Genomic DNA, 24512 nt, shown 5'->3' on the forward strand with positions numbered 1-24512 from the left:
TCCTACCCTAAGCAGGCGTACAACGCGGCGTACCGCTCAATCGAAACATCCTCGGGCCTTATGGAAGGCGCAACGCCAGCCTTTTCACAGGCAGTTTCAAACTCCTCCGCATCGGGCCACAGGTTCTTCAGATTATTCCTCAACGTCTTCCGGCGATGGACGAACGCCTTGCCCACAAACTCGAAAAACGCATCCTCATCTTTCACGTCCACCGGTGGCGATTGGCGCGGAACCAGCCGTATCACCGCCGAGTCCACTTTGGGGCGGGGCCTGAAAGAGTCCGGAGGAACCTGAAACATAAACCGGCGTTCGCAATGATATTCCAGGTATATGGAAAGGGAGCCGTAATGAGGGTCGCCCGGCCCGGCGGTTAGCCTTTCGGCCACCTCTTTTTGGGTCATCAGCGTCATGGAGGTGATGCGCTTTTTATTTTCGATGAACTTTTTTATAAGTGGCACGGAGACGGAATAAGGAAGGTTTGACACAACGCGATATGGAGATTCCACGGAGCCGTAATCGAAATAAATGGCGTTACCCCTGATAATGACAAGATTGGGGCGGGCGCCCATTTCCTGTTTCAGCCCGTCGTAAAGCTCCACGTCCAGCTCCACGGCGGTAACATGCGCCCCGGTGTTCAATAATCCCTCGGTCAATATCCCCCGGCCAGGCCCCACCTCCAACACTCTGCTGTGCGGGACTACTCCCGATTCGGACACTATCCGGGCCACAACGGAACCGTCCACCAGGAAACATTGCCCCAGTTTTTTTTGTTTGTGCGCGTACCGCCGCATGGGCATTAAAACCGCCCGCGCAAAATGGAAATGGCGGTCATGATGGCATGGGCCATGGGCGCGCCATCGGCCAGGTTTTTCCCGGCGATGTCGAACGCGGCGCCATGATCCACCGACACCCGCAGGATTGGCAGGCCCAGGGTTATGTTAACCGTCTTGCCAAACCCCAGCGCCTTTACGGGAATCAACCCCTGGTCATGATACATGGCCAGCGCCACGTCGTATTTCTCCAGCGCCCTGGGGGTGAACATGGTATCCGCCGGATATGGGCCGGAAACTTTCATGCCTTTGCGTTTTGCAATGGTTATAGCGGGAGCGATTATCCTTTTCTCCTCATCGCCGAACAGCCCCTGGTCGGAAGCGTGGGGATTCAAACCGCAAACGGCTATTGTCGGGCGTTTGCCGGTCATGCGTTTCATGGAACCGTCTATTATCGTCATGAGGCCCGCCAGCTTGGCGGAATCCAGCGCCCCGGGCACATCCTTTACAGCAACATGGGTTGTTGCAACCACCACTTTTAAGTTTGGGGAGGCCAGCATCATGGCCACTGGAATATCGCCGCACATTTCCGCCAGGAACTCGGTGTGGCCGGGGATGTGGTAACCGGCGAGGTTTACCGCTTTCTTGTGGATCGGCGGGGTTATCAGCGCATCGTATTCCCCGTCCAGCGTGGCCGCCGCCGCCACCTCCAGCGACACCATGGCCGCCGCCCCCATCTTTTTGCTCACTTTGCCGAAATCCTGGCGTTTAAATCCCATCTCCAGAAGCGGCAACACCCGAAGCCCGTCATCGGCCCGTTTTGCGGCGCGGGAATCGATCACCCTCACGCCGGAGCCGGTAGAACGGTTGAGTTCCTCGAAATAGGCAAGGTCACCGAACACGGTAAGGCAGTTGCGCGCCGGTTTCGGAAGGAGGCGAAAGGCTTTTAGAACCACCTCCGGGCCTATGCCCGCAGGGTCGCCCAAAGACACGGCCAGCTTGATATTTTTCATAATTTACGTTTTGGAACGGGCGCGTCACAGCAAGGTAACGCGCAAAAAAGATAAATGTTTCCCTGTCATTTTACCACTGCTGGAAAAGTTAAGGCCACTTTATGGTTACAGCTGGGTCATTCTTGTAATATATTTTCACTTGATGACTGATACACAAAACACAAATTTGGCCGCCCCATCCCCTGCGCCGTATCATAACTCGGTTACGGCAATCAACCGGGCTTGTGACGACCACTCGCTGACCGAAGCGGCGAAGACGGTGGCCCACCAGTCGCTTTTCATTACAGGCCACGACCTGGCCGTCATCAGGATACATTCCCCTTCCGGAGCCGGTGTGGCCTGCGAGGCGGACGTTAACGGGGCCGTCCTTTGTTTCAGCGGGCTCAATGCGCCCGCCGGTTGCGCCTGCGGCGACGCCTTACGGGGTGAGCAGACATTCTTTGACGGCTGGGCCCTATCCAGCCATTGCAAGGAAAGGGGGCTGGATAATGTTCTTGTAACCCCCGTCATGGCTGGGTCCGAAACAGCCGGGTTGCTTCTGACGGCCGGGAAAACCGGAAAACCAATTTCGGCGGAACAACGAGAGGTTGTAAAGAACGTCTGCAACCTGCTGGGTGACGCGATAGACAGAATAAAAAGCCACAAGCTGGACAAAAACCGGGCCGCGGACCTGGAAACACTCAACCACATAGGCCGTTTGATAGTGTCCCGGCTGACCCTAAAAGAGATGGTCCGGGAAATCGTGGCCGACCTGGGGCATGTGCTGGAGACCGACGAAGTTAACGTCATCCGGTACGATTCCAAAAAACTGGAGCTGAGCTTTCTGGCCAGTTTTTTCGCCGACGGCTCAAACCTTTCCCGTCCGGAGGTTTATCCCCTGTCCGACGGGATGAACAGCTGGATTATAAAAAACCGCAAACCGCTTCTTATAGGCTCCGGCACTGTGGAGGAATGCGAGAAGCTGGGTATCCGCCATGGTGGAAGGCCTGCCCGGTCCTGGCTTGGGGTCCCCATTTTCTATAAGGATGACATTGTTGGTGTGCTTTCTGTTCAAAGCTACAACAAGGATAACCTGTACGACAGCCGCTCCACCGACCTATTATCGGCGGTAGCCGCCCAGTGCGCCGTGGCCATGGAAAACGCCAGATTGTACGAAGAAGCGCTGGAGCGCGAACTGGAGAAGGAGCGGCTTTACTTCTCCCTTACCCACGACCTGCTCTCGCTGGTGAATCCGGTAGCGGGATTCGCCAAGCTTCTTGCCACCTTGCCGCCCGACGAGCCTTTGGAAAGCGTCCGTAAACTGGCAGGCTCGGTGATAAAGTCTTCCGAGCGGATAACACGGTTCGTAGAGGACATACTGGTTTACGCCAAGATGAAGTCCGGCAAGCTGGCGCTGAACATAGAGCGCCGCGACGTTATCTCAACGCTGACGCTGGTGGTTGCCAGCCTGATGCCAGAAGCGCGGTTCCGCAAATTGATGCTTAGCGTTAACGGACACGAAGTTGCCGATGGGCGAATACCAGCCCTGGAGCCTATAGAGGCGGACTTCGACGCGGGCCAGATGGAACGGGTTTTCTTTAACCTGCTGGGCAACGCCGTAAAATACGCGGCTTCCAGCATTTCCATGGAAGTGGCGGCTGAGGATACCAGGGTGACATGCCGGTTTTCCAATGACGGGGACGGGGTGGATGAAAACCAGGTGTCATGTTTGTTTGATGAGTATTACCAGGGAAGCTCCAGAAATAAAGGAGTTGGGCTAGGACTTCCTACCGTGAAAAGGATTTTGGAGATGCATGGCGGGCAGATAGGAGCCGAATCGGGTAAAGGCAAGGGTTTCACTATCCAGTTTGAATGGCCACGCACATTGTCGGACAGGCAAAACCTGAAACAGCCCAGCCCCAGGGCGCTGTAGCGCGGAATGGCGGGTGTGGCCATAAGTCCTTTATCGCCGTGGCGGATAAAGGTAAAATGGCGCAGTTCCATGCGGGCGTGATCGCCGCCCGGTTTTAACCGCATTATCTCTGAGGGACAGTGAAAGACAGCATCCTGGTGGTGGACGACGACCTGGGCTCGCTCCAGATGGTGGAGCAGTTTCTAAAACTCAAGAAATACGAGCCGGTCTGTTGCCTTACCTACCGCGACGCCAAGAAGGAGCTTTCGGAAGAAAGCAAGTTCTCCGCCGTGGTGCTGGATTATTTCCTGCCGGACATCACGGGGCTTGAAATGATGAAAGATATCCACCAGGCGGAACCGGAACTGCCCGTGATAATCCTCACCGGCTCCCGTGAGGTGAAAACCGCCGTGGAATGCGTGAAACATGGCGCGTTCCATTACCTGGTAAAACCCGTGGATCCGGACGAGCTTTACCACGCCGTGGAAAGCGCCATAAGGACCCAGGAGCTCATCCGCGAAAACCGGCGGCTGAAAAACGATCTGCGCGCCCGGTACAAGTTTGACACCATCGTTGGCGCCTCCGGCCCCATGGTGGAGGTGTTCGACCTCATCAACCGCGCCGCAAAAGTGCGCTCCACCGTGCTCATTACCGGTGAGACCGGTTGCGGCAAGGAGCTTGTGGCCCGCGCCATCCATTACAATTCCGACCGGGCCGAAAAACCGTTCATCAAGGTGAACTGCGCGGCGGTTCCGGAAACGTTGCTGGAGGCGGAGCTCTTCGGCATAGACAAGAACGTGGCCACCGGGGTGGATGCGCGCATCGGCAAGTTTGAGGCGGCCAACGGCGGAACGATATTTTTGGACGAGATAGGCGACATGGCCCTGGCCACCCAGGCCAAGGTTTTACGCGCCATGCAGGAGAGGGAAATAGAACGGGTGGGAAGCCATTCTCCCCGCAAGGTGGATATACGCATCATCGCCGCCACTAATCGGGATTTGGCCGTAGCCATAGAGGAAAAACAGTTCCGGCTGGACCTTTTTTACCGGCTGAACGTGCTGGTGATTGCCCTGCCGCCGCTCCGGGAACGTTGGGAAGATGTCCCTCCGCTGGTGGACCATTTTGTAAAAAAGTTCTGTTCCGAAAACAACATTCCAGTAAAGACCATGGATCCTGAGGCTATGGACCGGCTATTAATCTACTCCTGGCCGGGCAACGTGAGGGAGCTGGAGAACACCATTGAACGGGCCGTGGTGATGGCCGACGGGCCGGTTATAGAGGAGAGGCATCTGCCCCCGGTCATATCCAGACAGGGGCCGCCAATCGCATTCGAGCCGGAGCCGGACAAACCCGTGCGCGACCTGGAAAAAGCCGTGGCCGATTACGAGCGGAGGATAATCGTATCCTCCCTGGAGCGGTGCGGGTGGCGTCAGAACAAGGCCGCCGCCGAGCTTGGCGTTACCGAACGGAGCATGTGGTACAAGATAAAGAAGCTGGGGATAGAGGTAAAGAAAAGCGCCGAAAATGGCGATTAACCGCTAGTACAGCAGTTGACCTTCCCATACGATAACCGCGTGCCCGGTTAGAAGAACCCGGTTCCCTGAAATCTCCACGAAAAGCTCGCCGCCCCGTTTGGACACCTGCCTGGCGTTGAACGCGGTCTTCCCCAGTTTGCCAGCCCAATAAGGCGCCAGCGCGCAATGGGCCGAGCCTGTGACCGGATCTTCGTTTATCCCGGCGGCGGGCCCAAAGAAGCGTGACACGAAATCCACCCCCGGCTCCTCCCCCATGGCGGTGACTATAACGCCGCGCATGGGTATTTTCGAGAGGGCCGAAAAATCGGGATTGGCCGATTTCACGTCCGGAGCGCAGCAGAGCTCCACCAGGTAATCCGGCCCGGCTTTCACAATAGCCATGGGGGAAAGGACGCCCAGAGCCTCCACAAGTTTCGGTTGGAGCTCGCATGGCTCCGGCGTTATCAGCGGGAAATCCAGGGTTATCCCCCTTTCGGACATGCTGGCTTTCAGATTGCCGCTTCTGGTGTTAAATATTATCGGCGCGCCCTTGTCCGCGTATCCCTTCTCCCATAGCGCATGGGCGGAAGCCAGCGTGGCGTGGCCGCAAAGGTCAACCTCCACCGTGGGGGTGAACCAGCGCAGGTTGAATTCGTTATCGCCGGTTTTTATCAAAAACGCGGTTTCCGAAAGGTTCATCTCCGCCGCAACGGCGCTCATCCATTCATCCGGCGCGGGTTTTTGAAGGGGGCACACCGCCGCCGGATTGCCCGAGAACGGCTTGGTGGCGAAAGCGTCTACGCAGAGAATGGGAATTGCCTGCATAATAAAAACCTTTTAAAAAATCATCCCAGTTTTTCCTTCAGCCTCTCCCTGGTTTCCTTCCCCATGTTATCAAACCCGCGTTTGATATGCTTTTCCCATCGGCGTTTCAGCAACGCTTCATAGGCGATGTTTATATCGCCAGGCCGGGTTTCCAATAATACGCTGAACAGGCTTTCGGCTTGAAGCAGGTCTTTTTTTGCTTTTACTTGCGAGGACACATCGCGCCGATCGGCCAATATCAGCTTGTGGAAAGCGAATCGCGCCGGATTCGGAACCCGCACGGCCACCGCTGTTGACGATAAGATTGCGGCTTGAACCGAATCGTCCAACAGATAATCCAGGAAACGAAGCGGCATGGCGCTCACGCCGCATCCAGGAAGGCTTTTTGGATGGGGAACTGGACGGCCGGTTTCCGGAGTTAGTATGTCTATTATTATCCGCTTCTTCCTGTGAATGTACGATGTGGGAGGATATTTGGGATTTAATCCGGGGATAGGTGAATAGCCCATTTCTTCTATCACCTTGCCGATTCCCGGTTTTGTGGCTATAGCTATGCGGTCCGGAGCCGCCATGTCCACATCTCTTGTTTTAAGCGCCTCTTTTTCCCACTTAACCCCCAGTATGTTGCCTAATGCGGCAAAAGCATGGGATCCCACTAAAACTCCGCCCCCCCGAAACCAGCCGCTTTCAGAGAAACGCATCATCACCGCCTCGGAGCCTGGATCGCTTCTCAAACAGCCTCCCGCTAGAGCCATTGCGGTCAGCCGTTCAAGTTCCCGCCCCATGCTCCGCCAGGTCTCCACCAGTTCCACCAGCTCGCCAGCCGCCTCGCCCAGATAGAACTGCTTCTGCTTTCCGTCAACGGAGTATTGATGATACAGGTATGAATGCCCCTTGACCCCTTTCTTAACAAAAGAACCGTACATCATACCTGCGGGATACGCCCACAACGTCTCTACTATCTGCGCGTAAAGCGTTTGGGATTCGACAATCTGCCGACGGATCATGCCAACCTTGGTTATCATTATTTATTATGTTTAATGATAACCGGGAATCCGGAATCAGGCAAGGTCCGATATATGGCAGGAAGCAGAACAAGAATACAGAGTAAATGACCAAGGCATAAATTATTTATTTTATTACTACCAGCAGTTCATTTTTCCTCACCTGTAATTGGTGAACTGCATGTCTATTCCCAAATCCTCCTTCTTCACGGCGGCGCTATCCGTAAAGCACACAGCCGCCTGGTTGCCCGAGAACGGCTTGGTGGCGAAAGCGTCAACGCAGAGGATGGGAATCATTATTTAGTTACATGTACCGCATGAATTCTTCAACGGTAAATCCGCTTTTACGAATTAATCCACGAAGCAGACCGGGAGCTAATTCTTTGTGATTAGGTACCGAAAGGGTGGCCCTTGAGTCGTGAATGATAATCATGTGACTTCCAGTCTGATGGTCGAGTTTATATCCCAGTTTGGCGAAAGCCTTTAGAGCGTCCTTACCGGAAATATTGGCGAGGAGCCCCATTCACACCGTAACCTCGCCAAGGAAGATGTCAGAGAACTCCTGCCGCTCGATGTTTCCTTTTTTCTCTTCGGCGGTCAACCAACCCTTAATCGCGTCCTTTATGTTCTCCAGAGCCTCATCCATGGTTTTCCCCTGGCTCATGCACCCGGGGAGCTCGGGAACATCCACGACATAGCCGCCGTATTCAGGATCGCTCATTATTATCACTTTGTATCGCATTCCCGAGCCTCCATTTACGATTATTATATCGCTGGCCGCAATCTCCCTCACCTGTAATTGGTGAACTGCATGTCTATCCCCAAATCCTCCTTCTTCACGGCGGCGATGACGGTTTGCAGGTCGTCCCGGCTTTTGGCGGTAACGCGAACCTGCTCGTCCTGGATGGAGGCGTTCACCTTGAGTTTCAGGTTCTTGATCAGCTTCACTATCTCCTTGGCCTTTTCCGTGGGTATGCCCTGCTGGAGCTTTATTTTCTGCCGCACGGTGTCGCCCCCGGCTGGCTCCACATCCCCGTATTCCAGCGCCTTTAACGATATGCCGCGTTTTACCAGCTTGGACTGCAAAATGTCCGTAACGCTTCTAAGCCTGGTCTCGCTCTCGGCGGACAATGCCAGCGAGTTCTCCTTCTGGTCCAGCTTCACCTCGGCGTTGGAGCCTTTAAAATCGAACCTCTGTTTGATCTCCGCCATGGTCTGGTTAACGGCGTTGGTCACTTCCATAAGGTCGGTCTTGCAGACGATGTCGAAAGAACTGTCCTTGGACATATTTTCCTACTCCTCCAATCCGGCCCAAAGCTCATTGGCCCGCGCCATCTCCACGGCGCGCAGGCCTTCTATAAACTTTTCCAGCGGCATGGCGCCCAAATCTTTCCCGGTCCGCAAACGGACGGCCACGGCGCCGCTTTCGGCCTCCCGTCCGCCCACCACCAGCATGTAGGGGATCTTCATAAGCTGGGCGCTCCGGATTTTTTTCTGCACCCGCTCGGCGGAATCGTCCACCTCGGCGCGAACCCCCGCGGCTATTAACCTGTCCTTCAAACCTCTGGAGTATTCGTTCTGCCCGTCGGTGATGGGCAAAACGATGGCCTGCGTCGGAGCCAGCCACGCGGGGAAGGCGCCCATGGTGTGTTCTATGAGTATGCCGATGAACCGCTCCAGCGAGCCGAATATGGCGCGGTGAACCATGGCGGGCCGTTGCATGCTCCCGTCCGGCGCCACATATTCCAGCCCGAACCGCTCCGGCAGGAAAAAGTCCACCTGCGCCGTGCCCAACTGCCACTGGCGGCCGATGCAGTCTTTCACGTTGAACTCTATCTTCGGCCCGTAGAAAGCGCCTTCCTTGTCTTTTATCTTGTAGGCCAGCCCTTTTTCATCCAGCGACTCCTTCAGCACCTCTGTCGCCATGTCCCACACCGCCGGGTCGCCAATGGCCTTGTCCGGCCTGGTGGCGATGTATATGACATACTCGTTGAAGCCGAAATCGCGATAGACCTCTATGGTGTAGTCCACGATATCTTTAATCTCGGCTTTCAGGTCATCCATCGAACAATAAACATGGGCGTCGTCCTGGGTGAAGGCGCGCACCCGGAACAGGCCGTGTAGCACGCCGGAGAGCTCATGCCTATGCACCAGGCCGAATTCCGCCACGCGCATGGGCAGGTCGCGGTAGGAGCGCAGTTCTTCTTTGTAAAGCAACATGGCGCCGGGGCAGTTCATGGGCTTTATGGCGAACTGCCGCTCGTCCACCGTGGAGAAATACATGTTCTCCCGGTAATACTCCGCATGACCGGAGGTATGCCACAGGTCTTCCACCAGCATTTGCGGGGTGGATACCTCCACATAACTCCGGGCGGCGTTTTTCTTGCGGTTATAGTCTATTAGCAGGTTGAAAATGGTCTTGCCCGAAGGGAGCATGAAGGGGAACCCCGGCCCCTCGTCGCGCCAGGTGAACAGTTTTAGCTGTTTGGCCAGCAGGCGGTGATCCCGTTTCTTGGCCTCCTCCATCATTTTCTCGTAGGCGTCCAGCTCCGCTTGGGTGGGGAAACAAAGGCCGTACACCCGCTGGAGCGGCTCGTTTTTCGCGTCCCCCAGCCAATAGCTTCCGGACACCTTGTTCAACCTGAACGCGCCGATATCCCTGGTATTCTCCACGTGGGGGCCACGGCACAGGTCCAAAAACCCGGCCTGACGGTAGATAGACACGCTCTTCTCGTCCTTGAGCATGGTTTCAAGGGTGATGGCCTTGAATTTCTGCCCCGCGAACATCTTCAGCGCCTCCTCGCGGGCGGTCTCCTCCCGCGTGAACGGATGTCCCCCTTTGGCTATCTCCTTCATCACCTTTTCTATCTTTGGCAGGTCCGCCTCGGTAAGGGAGTGGGATGGTATTTTGACGTCGTAATAGAAACCGTCCTCAGTCTCCGGCCCGTAGGCGAACTGGGCGTCGGGATAAAGCCTCTGAATGGCTTCGGCCATCACGTGCGCCGCCGAATGGCGCATGGCGTGAACATCGGTCATCTAACGCAAAGCTCCTAATCTTGTTTAAGGGGACTATTATAAATGACAGACGCCCCAACCGGGAGCCTAAGGCGCGAAAATTACCAGATAGCTTCCCCTTTACCCTGCCGGATAAGCTGGGGCTCCGCCCGGGTAAGGTCCAGCACTGTGGAGGGTTCGGAGCTCAACGGCCCCACGGAAAGGGCCAGATCCACCGCCGACGAGAAATTTACAGGCAGGTCGGCCGGGTCTGTAATAGGCTCGTCCCCGGAAAAGTTCACAGAGGTGGTTACTATGGGCCTGCCCACAAGCCCCACAAGCTTTGAGCATATGGCGTTGCCTGGGATACGCACCCCCACGGTGTTGCGCTTGCTGGTGATTTTTTTTGGAAGGCCGGTTTTGCGCGCCTCAAGTATGAAAGTGTACGGCCCTGGCAACAGCCTGTTCATAAGGCGATAGGCCCAGTTGGACACGAAGGCGAACTCGCTTATCTGCGCCACATTTTCGCAGATGAACGAAAAGGGTTTTCCCGGCTCCCTTTCTTTTATCCTGGCCAGTTTTTCAATGGCGGTCTTGGAGTAAACGTCGCATCCCAGGCCGTATATGGTATCGGTTGGGTAGATGATGGTTCCGCCAGCCAACACCATATCCGCCGCTTCCTTCAGCGATGAGTAGTCGGGCCTGTCCGGGCGCATGTGCAAAGTTTTCATCGTGCCAGCGTAAATAGCCTGTGTGATTCAAGATGGTACGGCAGAGCGGGCCGGATGTCAAAACCGTAGTTACGAATTGTAACAATTTATTTACCTGTTACCGCCCCTCCCGTATGAACCTCGCTTCCACTTTCGACCCACCGGCTATCTCCGTAACTCCCACCGGAACCTTTATCAACCCGTTGGCGGCGGTAAGCGCATGAAAATGGCCAGACCCCTGGTAACGCACCTTTTCGGCAATAAACCCCCCATCCCGCCACACAAGGTTTACAGGAACATACTCCTCCCTCTCCCCTTTCTTCCGCTTGAAGTTGAAAAATAGCGTGGTCTCCACTTGTAATCTACCTGCGGGAGTATCGCCCTCGAATAACGCCAGGGCGTTGCGGATGAACAGCTCAAAGATCACCGCTGTTGATACTGGATTGCCCGGCAGTCCGAACACATATTTTCCATCATCGGCGGCGCCGAAGGTGAGCGGCTTGCCCGGCCGGACCCGGACGTTGCGGAAAAGTATTTTATAGCCAGCTTTATCCAGGGCCTCAGGCACATAATCCCTATCCCCTTCCGAAACGCCACCGGAGATAAGCAGGAAATCGTGTTTCTTGCCTTCGGCCATTTTTTGCGCCAAATCGTCCCGCTCGTCTTTGGCTATGCCAAGCAGGCTTGGGGTGATTCCCACGGCCTTCAACTGGGCGGCCAGCGAGTACTGGTTGCTATCCCTTATCTTGCCGGGTTGAGGTTTAACCGATGGCGGCACAAGTTCATCCCCTGTGGCCAGCACAGCAACCGATGGAAGGCGGAACACCGGTACAGGCTCGGCCCCTACTGCCGCCAGAGCGGATATCTCAGGGAACTCCAGCCTTGTACCCGCCGGAAGTACCAAGTCACCCTTGCGCAGATCCTCACCCATTTTTGCGACGTTTAACCCGGACGCCGATTTTTCGAGGATTTGCGCCATTTTGCCCACTTCCACAAACCCGCCGGTTTTTTCCACCTGGATAACCGCGTCGGCCCCTTCAGGCAGAGGGGCTCCGGTCATCACCCGGCTCACTTTCCCGGCTGTGAGGGCAACTTTTGGGAACGCGCCCGCGGGCACATATTCGCAAACTTCGTATTTCCCCGGCCCGTCGGAGGAAACAATGGCGTATCCATCCATGGTCACCCGGTTGAAGGGTGGGATGTCCACATCAGACAACACCGGCGCCGCCAAAACCCTTCCAGCCGCTTGCGACAGCGGTACATTTTCCACCGCGCTGGTGGGTTTTACAGCCCCTGCGATTATTTCCCGCGCCTGCTCAACAGTAATCATTATTTGCCCCTTAATGCCATGAGAGCGGTCATGCCCTTCACGATTTCCCTTCGAACCACCGCAAATCCGGTGGTTTTCAACATTCGTTCCACTTCATCAGCAGAAAACCGGAGTTTGTGATAGTTACTTTTGCTTAACAGCCACCCGGCTGGCGTCCTTAAATACAGTAGATCGTAAACATTTACCCGACTTGGCTCGTACTCCAGAAAGCAGGTTAAAATACGGTCGGCATCGGCCTGTACCGGGATGAACCGTTGTTCGCCAAAACGCTCCACCGACAGGTCCCTGTAAGTTATCAGAAACTTTCCGTTTGGCGAAAGCGCGTTGTAAATATTTTTAAACAGCTCCCTCGCCGACTCAAGGGAGGGAAGATGCGTGAGAGTGTCCCCCATCAGCGTTACAAGCTCCACCGGGTGGCCGCCAAAGTTTTCAGGCTCGAGGATGTCGCCATGAACTATGGTCACAAGGGCGTTCCCGGCGTTGGCGCGAAACTCCTCCAGAAGTTTTTCGCACAAATCCACCGCCCTTACGCTAAAACCCCTTCGGGATAGCGCAATGGAACCGAATCCCGGGCCTGCTCCCAGATCCAGCGCCTGGCCCTTCTGTTTCGGCGATATGTCCCAGGCGTCAAAAAATTCCAGGTTTTCGGCGATTTTGTTTTCCCGCCCGCCGCTCATCCATGTATAGTGGCTGGCGAGAAAATTGTTATAGTGGGCTGACACGCCGGACATCTTGGCCAAGGCCTTTCTTAAAGATAACTAATTAAAAACCAATATCTCCTTGCGGGATTATATTAAAGATAGGGGGGTTTGTATATGAAGGCTACCATGGAAGGGCCGAAGCGGCTTCGAGCCCATTCGAGGGTGCCGAGCGTAAAGCTCACCGCTATTGATATGCTGGGTGAATTCGGCGAAGTGGCCGAATCCACCATGGGCCGAACCCTTAACATATCCGAAGGCGGCATGATGCTGGAACTCACCCGCCCCCTGCCCCTGCTGTCGGAAGTCACGCTAAACGTGGCTTTCGAGAAGGACATTATCCCGTTGTCAGGCCAGATAGTGCATCTGAAGGTCAACGACGAGGGGCGTATAGAGGCGGGCATCCGGTTTACCAGGATGGACGAAATCGCCCGGGAAAAATTGCGGAGGAACATCAGGCATTAGGCGCCTGAGGGGGGTTTTAAAGCGCGGCGGATTACTGCGCCAAGATCGGCAGAAGGGCGGCCGCCACGCGCAAATCATCGGGGGTGGTGATTTTTATATTTGTCTCCGCCCCTTCAACGATGCAGGTTTTTATCCCAGCCCGTTCGGTGAGTGAAGACTCGTCGGAACCGGTGAACCCGTCCCTCGCCGCCGCTTCAAACGCCTGTTTCAACACATTGTAATCAAAGGCTTGGGGGGTTTGTATCCTCACCACATCTTCCCGGTCCACGCTTCCGGTTATGATCCCGTTCCGCGCCTGTTTCAACGTGTCCTTTACCTTTATGGCCACGGTGGCGGCGCCATGTTCATGGGCGGCGGCCAGGGTTTGGGCCACCATTTCGATGGTGATAAAGGGCCGTACCCCGTCGTGGATTAGCACCAGCCCGGTGTCCACCGAAAGCGCGTTGAAACCGAGGCGGACAGAATCCTGCCGGGCCGCGCCGCCCGCCACGATATTTGAAACTTTCTGGAACCCGAGGTTTTCAACAATCTCCCTGCGGCAAAACTCCAGGTTTTCAACGGGAGCCACCAATATGATCTCGTCCACCAGCGGAGAGGATTCAAGCACAGCAAGAGGGTAATAAACAATGGGTTTGCCGTTGAGCGACAGGAACTGCTTGAGTCCTCCCATCCCCATGCGGGTTCCAGCGCCGCCCGCAGGCACAATGGCCGCCACTTTTCGGTTCTCGAAAGGCATTTTAGAACTTTATCTTCCTTTGTGGAGCCGTCTTGGCCTGTTGGGCCGCTGAGGCGATTATCTTGTCCAAATCCCACTCCAGTTGGAGCCGCACGGCCTCGCCGCTTTTCATACGGTATATCAAATGCTGGTTCTCCAGCCCGAACTCGAACAGCGTTTTGGTAACCTCCACGTCAGACTCGCAATACACGGCCACCATCTCGTGCTCGCCATCGGCCCACCATTTCAGCGACTGCAATCCATCGGCGGTCTTGCCCCGGTTCAGCGTTGCCGTGGCCAGATGGTCCAGGCTAAGCCTGTGCCCCAGCCGGTTCCACACGTCCAGCATTATGTCGAAATTTTTCGTTTCGCGTTTTAAGTCCGCCTTTGTGTATGCGGCCAGAACCCCATAGTCGAACCTCACATGGTTGAATCCCACCACCAGGTCCGCCTCGATAAGTTTTTCAATCAGCCCAGGCGCGTCTTTCTCCCAGTAGCGGATGTACTTTTTTTCGATGGAATCGTACACCACGCCAACGGCCAGCCTCATGGCGTCCAGCTTGTCCCAACCGCCCACCTCGTTGGCGCCTTTCTGGGTCTCCAGGTCGAAAAACACTATGCGCTTGTCAGGCGCCGGGTTGTAGTACACGGTTTCTTCCTTCACTGATGGAGTGGTTAACGGGGCGGTAACGGTTATGTCCGGCCCCGCCCGCTCTCCCGACGGTTTTTTAATTCCGCAGATATATTCCAGTATCAACTTCGCCCCCCGTTTGTCCAGCGGCTTGTTGCCGGAGCCGCATTTTGGTGAGTGGATGCACGAGGGGCACCCTTCGTCGCACGGGCATTCCGAAACCAACTTTAAAGTATCCCGCCAAAGGTCTTCGGCTTGGTTGAACCCTGCCTCGGACAACCCTACCCCGCCCGGATAACCGTCGTAGAAGAATATGGCCGGTTTGCCGATCCCCGGATAGTGCGGATATGAAATGCCGCCGATATCGTCCCTGTCGCACAGGGCAAACAGGGGGAACAGGGCTATGGAGGCGTGTTCGAAGGCGTGGATGCCCCCCATAAAACCGTACCCGCGCCGTTCCACCTCTTCACGGGTGGCGTCGTCCAGCTCTATCCAGAACCCCACGGTTTCAAACTCGGTTAAGGGCATGGAAAGGTCGAACACACCCAGCGATTCCTGACCGAAGATGGAGCGTTTCTCATAACCTGTCACCTGTTCGGTAACTTTCAGCCTGCCCAGGCTAACCTTGTAGCCGCCCACCTGTTTGACGTTTAAAGTTTCCAGTATCTCCGTCTCTTTCTCGCTCCTGGGCCGGGTGTAGTATCGTTCGTCCATGGGGGCAACGTGGATGGCCTTCTTCTCCAAATCCAGCTTTTTGACGATGTATTGCCTTCCCATGTGGAGATACACCGCCCCCTCATGCCCCTCGGAATAGACCCGGGAGCCGGATATTTTGCCGATAACGGTTTTTCCGTCGGGGCCGAAAATGGCGAAAGTCTCCCCGGCGGAACGGATGTCCACATCCCTCCAAGGGCGCAATCTGCGGGAGAGCCAGCGGCTGTTTTCGATGGATAACGCCAGTTTTCCTTCCCCTTCCATTTCCGCGAAAAGCGTTTTGAACGTTGTTGGGTTGAACTGTTTATCCTCCGGTGTTATGGGAAGCTCCGCCGCGGCGCAGGCGATGTGGGCTTTTAGAATGTTCACGTTGCCCGGATCCAAAATGGCCGCCTCGAAACCCCGGTTGAAAAAATCGTCCGGGTTCTTAATGAAATGCTGGTCCAGCGCGTCGGGCTGGGCCACCATGATTATCAGGAACTCCCGGTCGCCCCGGCCCACGCGGCCGCCCCTCTGCCAGGTGTTTATGATGGAGCCGGGGTATCCCACAAGAACGCACACGTCCAGCCCGCCGATGTCCACCCCCATCTCCAGCGCCGAGGTGGTTATAACCCCGTCCATCTTGCCGGTGAACAGGTCGTTCTCTATTTTCCGGCGCTCCTCGGGCAGGAACCCGGCGCGATAGTTGCCTATCCGCCCCGCCAGCTCCGGCTCGGCCTGGATGGACCAGGTGTATATAAGCTCCGTTATCTTCCGCGCCTTGGTGAACGCTATCGTCTTGAACCCGGCGTTCACCGAATAGCGGAACAGCCGGGAAGCGTCGGTGTATGGGCTACCCTCGGTGTTGTAGAAAATAAAATGCCCGCCGGGACGCGGCGCGCCGGAATTGTCCACCACCGTGAACATTTTTCCTGTGAGGGTTTCGGCGAAGGATCCGGGATTTTTTATGGTGGCCGAGCAGGCGATGAACGACGGGTTGGAGCGGTAACTTTCGGTGATCCGCGCCAGGCGGCGGAACACCTGCGCCACGTGGGAGCCGAACACGCCCCGGTATGTATGCGCCTCGTCCACCACGATGTACTTGAGCCGCTTGAAAAACTCCTCCCATTTGCCGTGGCCGGGGAGCATGGACAGGTGAAGCATGTCCGGATTGGTGAAGATCACCCTGGGCACGGAGGTCATTATCCTCTTGCGGACGTGGGGCCGCACGTCCCCGTCAAAAACTTCCGCCTGGATTCCCTGGGGCAGTCCGTAGCAAAGCTCGTTGAACGATTTTAGCTGGTCCCGCGCCAGAGCCTTCAACGGGAACAGGAAAAGCGCCGTGGAGTTTTTATCGTTGAGGATTTCGTTTATGACCGGAACGGTGTAACACAGGGTTTTCCCCGAAGCGGTGGGAGTGGCCACGATGACGTTCTCCCCCCGGATGGCGGACTCAATAGCCTGGGCCTGATGGCTATACACCCTGGAAAGGCCCATACCAGACAGCTTTTGCCTTAGCGCCGGATGGATGTTTTCGGGCAGATCGGCGTAATCGGGAGTTTTTCCGGGGATGGCTCGGTGATGGATTATGTTGGCGCCGATCTCCCGGCGCCGCTTCAGTTCCTCGATAAAGTCGGAAACGGCGAAGGCCATTCTAAGCCCTGGCCGACCTGTTTCTTAAAAAATGGTCGGCTATTACTAACCATGTCATGGCTTCGGCCACGGGAACGGCGCGGGGGCATACGCATGGGTCGTGCCTGCCTTCCACGCTTACGGTGGTGTCTTTCCCGTCCACTGTGACGGTCTGCTGTTCCTCCAATATCGAAGGGGTCGGTTTCACGGCTATACGGGCAACTATGGCGTTCCCGTTGGTGATGCCGCCATCTATACCGCCGCTGTTGTTGGTGAGGAACGAGGGTTTCCCATCTTTCATCCGCATGTTGTCGTTGTTTTCGGAGCCGTATTTTTCCACGGCGGAGAACCCTGCGCCTATCTCCACCCCTTTCACTGCGTTGATGGACATGAGCGCCCGGGCCAGCTCCGCGTCGAACCTATCAAACACCGGCTCCCCCAATCCGGCGGGAACGTTCAGCGCCACCACCTCTATAACGCCGCCTACCGAATCGTGCTTGTCCCGCGCTTCAAGTATCCGTGACACCATCCTCGCCGCCGCTTCCGTATCGGCGCAACGGACCTCGTTCTTTTCGATAGCTCCCCGGTCGAATTTTTCCGCGGTCACGTCATGGACTTTTACAACGTGGGCGTAAACATCCATACCGTAACGGGAAAGGAACGCCCTGGCCACCGCTCCGCCCGCTACCCGGCAAGCCGTCTCCCGCGCCGAGGACCTGCCGCCGCCGCGATAGTCCCTCAATCCATATTTTTGGGTGTAGGCGTAATCGGCATGGCCGGGCCTGTAAAGGTTCTTGATGGCGTCGTATGAAGACGACCGGGAGTCTTTGTTCTGTATCTCGATGTGAATGGGCGCGCCGGTGGTTACCCCCTCGAACACTCCGGACAGGATTCTACCCGCGTCCGGCTCGTTGCGTTGCGACGTTATCCTGCTCTGCCCCACCCGGCGCCGGTCCAGCTGGGTCTGTATCATCTCCTCCGTCAGGGACACGCCTGAGGGGCATCCGTCCACCACAACCCCCACCGCCGGGCCGTGAGACTCCCCCCAGGTGGTTATCCTGAACTGAACGCCGAATGAGTTTCCAGCCATGTTAGTTCCCTTTACTCCCCGGGCTCCAGCTGAACCCCGGCGCCCAGCGCTGTCCTTATCTTGCCCAGTTCGGTTATGACGTTCTCCACAGCTTCCTCCACCGGACACGACGTGTTTTCCACGGTAATATGGGCATGCCGTTCATACACCGGCGCGCGTTCGGCGAATTGTTTTTCAAAGGATGCGCTGGGATTGGCCGGGTCGAAAAACGCCGGAACCCCGTCGCGCATTATCCGCTGGAACAACTCCTCTTTTTCCACCTTCAGGTAAACGAAGACTGCGCCGGAAAAATCCACCCCCGCCGACTCGGCGTTTACAAGGGAGCCTCCGCCGAACGATACCACGCTGTACTGGTTGTTCTTTAACGATTCCTTAACCGCCTCCAGCTCCAGCTTGCGGAAATAATCCCCGCCACGCTTTTTATAAATCTCGCGGCAGTTCAACTGCTCCCCCTCGAAGATAGTATAAAGCCCTTCGATGATGGCGTCGGTGTCGGTATATTCAAGGTTCAGGCGCGCCGCCAGCATGCGGCCAATGGTGGATTTGCCGCTGGCCTTGAACCCTATGAGGACTACCGGTTTGGAGATGTTCATGCGCGTTATTTTAGGGGTTTTGTAGCGCCCGCGCTATATCTTTACGAGGCCGCCCTTGTAATTGTAGCATCTGTAAAATGAAAATTCCCGGATTAGCTCCCCGTGGCGTTCGATCCGTAATACACCTGCTGGTTCCACCTTGCGGAAATAGCCTTTGATGGCGTTGAGATCCACCCGCCCGGTCTCCTCCACATAAAGGACGTTCTTGCCCTTCAAATGATCCACGGAGCCAAGATAGCCGAACCGTCCCTCGCCTGCCATCATGTAAGCCTCTGGCCTGCCGGGGGCGTAATATCCCAACAACGAGGATATCTGGTACCTGCCGGTGAGCATGAAAGCCCCGGAGCCCATGGGTTTTAGCAACCGGGCGGACTCCTCCCCCAAAACCTTCCAGCCATAGATCCTTCTGCTTATCTCACGTTTCTGCGGCATGGGAAGGATGGGATCCACAATCTGAATGTGCGCGTATATTATAAGTAGCGCCGAAACCGCCACCGACGCCGCAAAACCCCGGAACAGCCAATCCTTTTTCCAGCCAGCGCCCCGCTCCCGCATGCGGGCGTAAAATATTGGCGCGGCGATGACGGCGGCGACATACGCCATGGCGCTCCAGTTCCCCTCCATCCGCGCCCGCAGGCTGTTGATAACGAAGAAAAGCAGGACAGGGGCGGACATGAGGGATAGATACAGATAATCGTCCCGGCGACCGCGCAGGCCAAGCTTGCCGATACCCACGGAGGCCGCCACAATAAAGAAAAACAGGAACAGCCCGTAAAGAGCCACCTGCCCGCCCCAGAACTCGGCGGCCATCCGGAGGTTATCCACAACGGGATCCATTCCATGGCTAAACTGGAACTTGAACGAGGCCCAGTCATGGGTATAGTTCCAGTAAACCACCGGGGAGAAAACGGCCATTCCTAAAATAAACGCCAAATATGGAGTCCACCGGAACAGCCAATGCCGGTTCTCCGGCGAGGCCATCAGGAATATCAGGAACGCGGGGCCGAAGAACACCGCCGTGTACTTTGAAAGCATTGCCAGCCCATAGCAAAGCCCTGTGGCGTAGAACCAGCGGGGCTTTTGGGTGTCTATGGCGCGGTATCCGCAATATAGCGCCGCCGACCAGAACAATAATAGAGGCGAGTCCGGCGTGGTTATCAGTCCGCCAACCGAAAACATAGGAATCGCCAGCGTCAGCAACGCCGCCCAAATACCCACGCGCATGCTGTTGGCCACGCCTGAGGCGATGGCGTAGCTGAACGCTGTAACCCCCGTCATGCACAATATGGCTGGCAGTCTTATAAACCTCTCGGAATCACCCAGTAAACCGGCGGCGTATATGAAATAGGCCACCATGGGCGGGTGGTCGTAATAGCTCAATTGGGGGTATAGCGACCAAAGCCAGTAATATGGTTCGTCCAGGGAAAGCTCGAACAGCCCGGCGTAATATATCCTCGCCGCGGTGGCGGCGAAAAGAATGGCCAGTATGGGTAAATGGCGTTTCACGCTACCAGGCGGCTGGCCATAGGTAGTAAATGCCCGTGGGAAGAAGGAAACGGAAAGGAAGCGAGACCTCATCCCCCTCCTCTTCTCCGAAAAGGACGCCCATCAAGCCTTTACTGGTGGTTTTCTCCACGGTCTCCGGCTCCCCCTCTATGCCTCCCAGCCTGGCGGCCAGCTCTACGGCGTCTTCCATGTCTCCCAACTGGTCAACGAGCTTGGTTTTGAACGCCTGCCTGCCGGACATCACCCGGCCGTCGGCCACTTGGCGCGCCTTTTCCACGGGCATTTTGCGCCCATCGGCCACGGCTTGCAGGAACTGGTCGTAAGTGTCGTCCACAACCCCCTGCATCAGCTCCCGGTCCTCTTCGGTAAATGGGCGGTGGGGTGAGCCTGTGTCTTTGAATTTACCGCTTTTCACAACCACGGCGCCAAGCCCTATCTTGCTCATTAGGTCATAGGTTGTGGAAAACATCATGATGACGCCGATGGAACCCGTGATGGTTCCCGGGTTGGCCACGATCTTGGAGCAGGGCGCGGCCACGTAATAGCCGCCGGAAGCCGCCACGGCGCCCATGGAAGCCACCACCGGCTTCTCCTTTACCGCCCGTTTAACGGCGGAGTGGATTTCCTGCGACGGCGCCACCATGCCGCCGGGGCTGACGATATGAAGAACGATGGCTTTCACCGAATCGTCTTCGGCCCAATCCCGAAGTTGCTCTTTTACTTCCTTCCCGTCAACGATAACACCGTGAAGTTTCACGATCGCCACTTTGCCCGGGGAGAGCAGGTTTGCCTGGATTCCGGCTTTTTCATGCCCCCCGGGGCGGGCCATGATGTAAAAGACAAGGCCGGTGATGGCGAAAAAAATGGCCACAGCCAGGAATGGATTGAACTTTCCCCGCTGTGGCCCCATTTTCAGATTCTTCCCTTAAAGGAGGATATCAGCCGATTAAAACCTGGCGCTAGCCCTGGTTATCGCTCCCTTCGCCAGCGTCCGCCATGGTCTCTTCGGAATCAATATCCTCTTCGCCGCCAGCCGCCGCCTCTTCCATTGCCTTAAGCTCGCGCTCCACCTCTTCGGGCGACAACCCTTCGAGGAACGCCTTGATGGAAAGGCCTATCCTGCGGTTGGGCACGTCCACCTTTATCACCTTGGCGGTAACCTCCTGCCCGACCTTCACTGCCTTGCGGGGGTTGGCCACCCGGTTCGTGGAGAATTGCGACACATGGATGAGCCCCTCAACCCCGGTCTCCAGCTCCGCGAATGCGCCGAAGTTGGTGACCTTGGTGACAATGCATTTCACCTCGGCGCCCAGCATGTAGCGTTCTTCAACGCTGTCCCACGGGTCTTTCTCCAGCTGTTTCAAGCCCAGAGAAAGCCGCTCGTTCTCCCTGTCCACGGAAAGGACCTGGCAACGGACCTTGTCCCGCTTCTTCAGGACCTCGGAAGGATGTTTCACCTTCTGGCTCCAGCTCATGTCGGATATGTGTATAAGGCCGTCCACCCCGTCTTCCAGCTCCACGAAGGCTCCGAAATCCGCCAGGTTGCGAACGCGGCCTTCCACGATGGAGCCCACAGGGTAGCGCTCCTCGATGGTGTCCCAAGGGTTGGCCTCGGTCTGCTTCATGCCCAGGGAGATGCGTTTTTTCTCCCTGTCCAGGGCCAGCACAACCGCCTCCACCGCATCGCCTATGTTCACAAGCTTGGCGGGATGGCGGATGTGTTTGTTCCAGGTCATCTCGGAGATGTGGACCAGGCCCTCTATCCCCTCTTCCAGCTCTATGAAAGCGCCGTAATCGGCGATGGATACCACCTTGCCGAAAACCTTGGCGCCAACCTTGTATTTGTCTTCGGCGTTCATCCACGGATCCGGAGTCATCTGCTTTAAGCCCAGGGAGACCCGTTCGGTGTCTTTGTCGAACTTGAGCACCATCACCTTCACGGAATCGCCGATGGAGAACATCTCGGAAGGATGGTTCACGCGGCCCCAGGACATGTCGGTGATATGGAGCAGGCCGTCTATGCCGCCCAGGTCTATAAATGCGCCGTAGTCGGTGATGTTCTTCACTATACCTTCCACCACCTTGCCCTCGGCAAGCTGGCTGAGCGCGTTCTCCTTGGAGATCTTGCGCTCTTCCTCGAGCATCACGCGGCGGGACAAAACGATGTTCCCCCGCTTTTTGTTCATCTTTATTATCTTGAACTTGTACCGCTCGCCGATGAGCCTGTCCAGGTTCTTTATGGGGCGCAAATCTATCTGGGAGCCGGGCAGGAAGGCTTTCAGGCCTATGTCCACGGTCAGTCCGCCTTTTATCTTGGAGGTGACAACACCTTCCACCACGCCATCGGCTTCGCACACCTTGGCCATTTCGTCCCAAACCCGGATCTTGTTGGCCTTGTCTTTGGAGAGGATTACGTTGCCCTCGGCGTCTTCGGAACTTTCCAGGAGGACTTCCACCGTGTCGCCAACTTTAAGGGAGGCGCCCTGGATCCCGAACTCGCTTATCGGTATCGCGCCTTCGCTCTTGAGCCCGCCGTCCACCACTATGTGGGTGGCGGTTTTGCGCACCACCGTGCCGGTGACCAGCTGGCCCTCGCGGTAGGCGAGCATGCTCTGCTCTATGAAATCCCCCAAGGAGCCGGCGGCGGCCCCTTCCAGTTCGAAATCCACCCCGATGCCGGAAGCGTCGGCGTAGTCTTCGTCCTTTACTCTTTTTATGATGCCCTTTTGACCTGCGGCCATACTGATTTAAAAGTCCTCTCTTTCATCCGTTTTTACGGCCAACAAGGGCCGCTCCCAAGCCTTATGCAAGCCGGGGAAACATCCTTTCTAACATTTTGGCGAGAACTTCGTCAATAGACAAATGGGTTGTGTCTATCTCTATGGCGCCGGGGGCCTTCACAAGGGGTGAGGCCTCCCGCTGGCTGTCCAGCCTGTCCCGCTCGCCGATGTTGGCCTTCACCTCATCGTGGGAGGCGGTTATGCCCTGGCCCTCCAGGTCTTTCACCCTGCGGACGGCCCGGGCGGAATTGTCCGCCACCAGATAAAACTTGAAGTCCGCGTCCGGGAAAACGTGGGAGCCTATGTCCCGCCCTTCCATCACCACCCGGCCGTTTTTCCCCATTTTCCGCTGGAGCGCCACCATTTTCTCCCGCACGGCTGGCTGGGCGGCGACGATGGAAACGGCGGCGTTCACGTCAGGCATCCTTATCCTTGTGGTGTAATCGGCCCCGTCGGCGAATGTTTTTTGAGCCCCGCCCTCCCTGGAGAATGTTATGGATATGGCCGAGGCCACGCGGCCCACGGCCTCGGTGTCGTTCACATTTATGCCCATGTCCAGCGCCTTGGCGGTGACGGAGCGGTACATGGCGCCGGTGTCTATGTTAACGCAGTCCAGCTTTGCGGCCAGAAGCTTGGCCATGGTGGATTTGCCTGATCCCGCAGGCCCGTCTATGGCGATGACCAGGCGGGAGGGGAGGCGCGAAGTATCATTACTGTTGGATGTCATTTTTCTCCTGAAGCCGAGTAGGGAGATAAACTAGCCGGTTATTTTGCAGAATTGCCGGAGTTTTCCATTTCCTTGCGGTTAACGGATATACTTTCCAGCGTCCTCTCCAAATCCTCAAACCGCCCCTCGGATATCATGTATTTCAATTCCCCCAGGCTTTTCTCAAACGCTTCCACGGCGTTCAACACCTGGCGGCGGTTCATCGAAAATATGTCCCGCCACATGGCCGGATGGCTGGCGGCGATGCGTGTTGTGTCCTTGAAACCCCCGGCCACATATCGGCGGATGGTTTTATCCGGATCGGCGGCGTTGAGCGCGTCCACCAGGGCGAATGCGGCGATGTGCGGCAAATGGCTTATCATCGCCAGAGCCGCGTCGTGCTCTTCCGGTGTCATTTCCACCACAATTGAACCCACTTTCTCCCACATTTCGCGCGCGGCGGAAAGCGCCCGGGTATCCGTGGCCTGTGTCGGGGTGAGTATGGTGTACCGGTTGTCGAACAATGTGGAAAACGCCGCGGAAGGGCCGGATTTCTCCGTACCGGCTATGGGGTGCCCCCCAACGAAACGCCCCGGGTTGGGTAGCAACCGTTCCATATCCTCCACTATTCTTCCCTTCACGGAGCCGCCGTCGGTCATGACGCACGATTCCGGAAGATGCGCTCCGGCGTTTACGCAAAGGCTCACTATGGATTCCACCGGCGTGGCGGCGAAGAAAAGGTCCGCCCCGGCGCAGGCTTTTTCAAGCTCCGTATGGGCTTCGTCTATAAGACCCAGCTCCAGGGCTTTCTTGAGTGTATTCTCGTTTCTGCCGAAGCCTGCGACTGTTTTAAAAACGCCCCTCTGTTTGCCCGCCAGGCCCAGCGACCCGCCGATAAGCCCCACGCCGGCTATGACCGCCCGGTTGAAAAGAAAACTCAATTTAGCGCTCC

Annotated in this window: 24 protein-coding genes; 3 read left to right on the top strand and 21 right to left on the bottom strand. The window is 56.5% G+C overall.

From position 1 onward, the window contains the following. Positions 1-2: 2 nt before the first annotated feature. On the bottom strand, positions 3-791 hold the full coding sequence (gene rsmA / locus HY751_04580; GenBank protein MBI4665670.1) for a ribosomal RNA small subunit methyltransferase A: 789 nt from the start codon (positions 789-791) through the stop codon (positions 3-5). Positions 792-796: 5 nt separating this feature from the next. Continuing rightward, positions 797-1783, bottom strand: coding sequence for a 4-hydroxythreonine-4-phosphate dehydrogenase PdxA (pdxA, locus tag HY751_04585; protein ID MBI4665671.1), 987 nt, complete (start codon positions 1781-1783; stop codon positions 797-799). A gap of 142 nt (positions 1784-1925) precedes the next feature. Here pdxA and HY751_04590 point away from each other — a divergent pair, with 142 nt between their 5' ends. Further along, entirely contained in the window at positions 1926-3695 is a 1770-nt protein-coding gene (locus HY751_04590; GenBank protein MBI4665672.1) for a GAF domain-containing protein, read from the top strand. Between the two features lie 119 nt (positions 3696-3814). Next, positions 3815-5209, top strand: coding sequence for a sigma-54-dependent Fis family transcriptional regulator (locus HY751_04595; GenBank protein ID MBI4665673.1), 1395 nt, complete (start codon positions 3815-3817; stop codon positions 5207-5209). Between the two features lie 3 nt (positions 5210-5212). Here HY751_04595 and HY751_04600 read toward each other — a convergent pair whose 3' ends face one another. The 10 genes from HY751_04600 to HY751_04645 all read right to left on the bottom strand — a co-directional run bounded on the left by HY751_04600 (position 5213) and on the right by HY751_04645 (position 12782). Continuing rightward, positions 5213-6013 carry a PhzF family phenazine biosynthesis protein gene (locus HY751_04600; protein MBI4665674.1) on the bottom strand — a complete coding sequence of 267 codons (801 nt, stop codon included), beginning with the start codon at positions 6011-6013 and terminating at the stop codon, positions 5213-5215. 20 nt (positions 6014-6033) lie between these two features. Continuing rightward, positions 6034-7038 carry a nucleotidyltransferase domain-containing protein gene (locus HY751_04605; protein MBI4665675.1) on the bottom strand — a complete coding sequence of 335 codons (1005 nt, stop codon included), beginning with the start codon at positions 7036-7038 and terminating at the stop codon, positions 6034-6036. Between the two features lie 138 nt (positions 7039-7176). Beyond that, positions 7177-7314 carry a PhzF family phenazine biosynthesis protein gene (locus HY751_04610; protein MBI4665676.1) on the bottom strand — a complete coding sequence of 46 codons (138 nt, stop codon included), beginning with the start codon at positions 7312-7314 and terminating at the stop codon, positions 7177-7179. 7 nt (positions 7315-7321) lie between these two features. After that, positions 7322-7540, bottom strand: coding sequence for a type II toxin-antitoxin system HicA family toxin (locus HY751_04615; GenBank protein ID MBI4665677.1), 219 nt, complete (start codon positions 7538-7540; stop codon positions 7322-7324). Next, positions 7541-7759, bottom strand: coding sequence for a type II toxin-antitoxin system HicB family antitoxin (locus HY751_04620; GenBank protein MBI4665678.1), 219 nt, complete (start codon positions 7757-7759; stop codon positions 7541-7543). It lies immediately after the preceding gene. 47 nt (positions 7760-7806) lie between these two features. Then, positions 7807-8304: a YajQ family cyclic di-GMP-binding protein gene (locus tag HY751_04625; protein ID MBI4665679.1), complete on the bottom strand. Its 498-nt coding sequence runs from the start codon at positions 8302-8304 to the stop codon at positions 7807-7809. Positions 8305-8310: 6 nt separating this feature from the next. Continuing rightward, positions 8311-10053: a threonine--tRNA ligase gene (gene thrS / locus HY751_04630; GenBank protein MBI4665680.1), complete on the bottom strand. Its 1743-nt coding sequence runs from the start codon at positions 10051-10053 to the stop codon at positions 8311-8313. A gap of 80 nt (positions 10054-10133) precedes the next feature. Next, the gene (locus HY751_04635; GenBank protein ID MBI4665681.1) at positions 10134-10742 is read right to left on the bottom strand and encodes a threonylcarbamoyl-AMP synthase; all 609 of its coding nucleotides are present in this window, start codon (positions 10740-10742) and stop codon (positions 10134-10136) included. A gap of 97 nt (positions 10743-10839) precedes the next feature. Continuing rightward, the gene (locus HY751_04640) at positions 10840-12051 is read right to left on the bottom strand and encodes a molybdopterin molybdotransferase MoeA (GenBank protein ID MBI4665682.1); all 1212 of its coding nucleotides are present in this window, start codon (positions 12049-12051) and stop codon (positions 10840-10842) included. Next, positions 12051-12782 carry a class I SAM-dependent methyltransferase gene (locus HY751_04645; GenBank protein MBI4665683.1) on the bottom strand — a complete coding sequence of 244 codons (732 nt, stop codon included), beginning with the start codon at positions 12780-12782 and terminating at the stop codon, positions 12051-12053. Before HY751_04645 ends, HY751_04640 begins: the two co-directional genes overlap by 1 nt. An 84-nt stretch (positions 12783-12866) precedes the next feature. Here HY751_04645 and HY751_04650 point away from each other — a divergent pair, with 84 nt between their 5' ends. Next, positions 12867-13214: a PilZ domain-containing protein gene (locus HY751_04650; protein MBI4665684.1), complete on the top strand. Its 348-nt coding sequence runs from the start codon at positions 12867-12869 to the stop codon at positions 13212-13214. A gap of 31 nt (positions 13215-13245) precedes the next feature. On the opposite strand, the gene ispD is transcribed toward HY751_04650, so the two are convergent. The 9 genes from ispD to HY751_04695 all read right to left on the bottom strand — a co-directional run bounded on the left by ispD (position 13246) and on the right by HY751_04695 (position 24501). Next, positions 13246-13950, bottom strand: coding sequence for a 2-C-methyl-D-erythritol 4-phosphate cytidylyltransferase (gene ispD / locus HY751_04655; protein MBI4665685.1), 705 nt, complete (start codon positions 13948-13950; stop codon positions 13246-13248). 1 nt (position 13951) lies between these two features. Continuing rightward, a complete protein-coding gene (locus HY751_04660; GenBank protein ID MBI4665686.1) occupies positions 13952-16906 on the bottom strand; it encodes a DEAD/DEAH box helicase in 2955 nt (984 codons plus the stop codon). A gap of 1 nt (position 16907) precedes the next feature. After that, positions 16908-17975 carry a chorismate synthase gene (gene aroC / locus HY751_04665; protein MBI4665687.1) on the bottom strand — a complete coding sequence of 356 codons (1068 nt, stop codon included), beginning with the start codon at positions 17973-17975 and terminating at the stop codon, positions 16908-16910. Positions 17976-17986: 11 nt separating this feature from the next. After that, positions 17987-18568 (bottom strand): hypothetical protein, encoded by a 582-nt coding sequence (locus HY751_04670; protein MBI4665688.1) that lies wholly within the window; start codon positions 18566-18568, stop codon positions 17987-17989. Positions 18569-18601: 33 nt separating this feature from the next. Beyond that, positions 18602-20074: a glycosyltransferase family 39 protein gene (locus tag HY751_04675; protein ID MBI4665689.1), complete on the bottom strand. Its 1473-nt coding sequence runs from the start codon at positions 20072-20074 to the stop codon at positions 18602-18604. 1 nt (position 20075) lies between these two features. Beyond that, positions 20076-20903, bottom strand: coding sequence for a signal peptide peptidase SppA (gene sppA, locus HY751_04680; GenBank protein MBI4665690.1), 828 nt, complete (start codon positions 20901-20903; stop codon positions 20076-20078). Positions 20904-21033: 130 nt separating this feature from the next. Next, positions 21034-22815 (bottom strand): 30S ribosomal protein S1, encoded by a 1782-nt coding sequence (locus HY751_04685; protein MBI4665691.1) that lies wholly within the window; start codon positions 22813-22815, stop codon positions 21034-21036. A gap of 61 nt (positions 22816-22876) precedes the next feature. Then, positions 22877-23581, bottom strand: coding sequence for a (d)CMP kinase (locus HY751_04690; GenBank protein MBI4665692.1), 705 nt, complete (start codon positions 23579-23581; stop codon positions 22877-22879). Between the two features lie 38 nt (positions 23582-23619). After that, the gene (locus HY751_04695; protein ID MBI4665693.1) at positions 23620-24501 is read right to left on the bottom strand and encodes a prephenate dehydrogenase/arogenate dehydrogenase family protein; all 882 of its coding nucleotides are present in this window, start codon (positions 24499-24501) and stop codon (positions 23620-23622) included. Positions 24502-24512: the final 11 nt, after the last annotated feature.

This window comes from Nitrospinota bacterium (assembly GCA_016208975.1).
In the GTDB taxonomy this organism is placed as follows: Bacteria; Nitrospinota_A; UBA7883; order UBA7883; family JACRLM01; genus JACQXA01.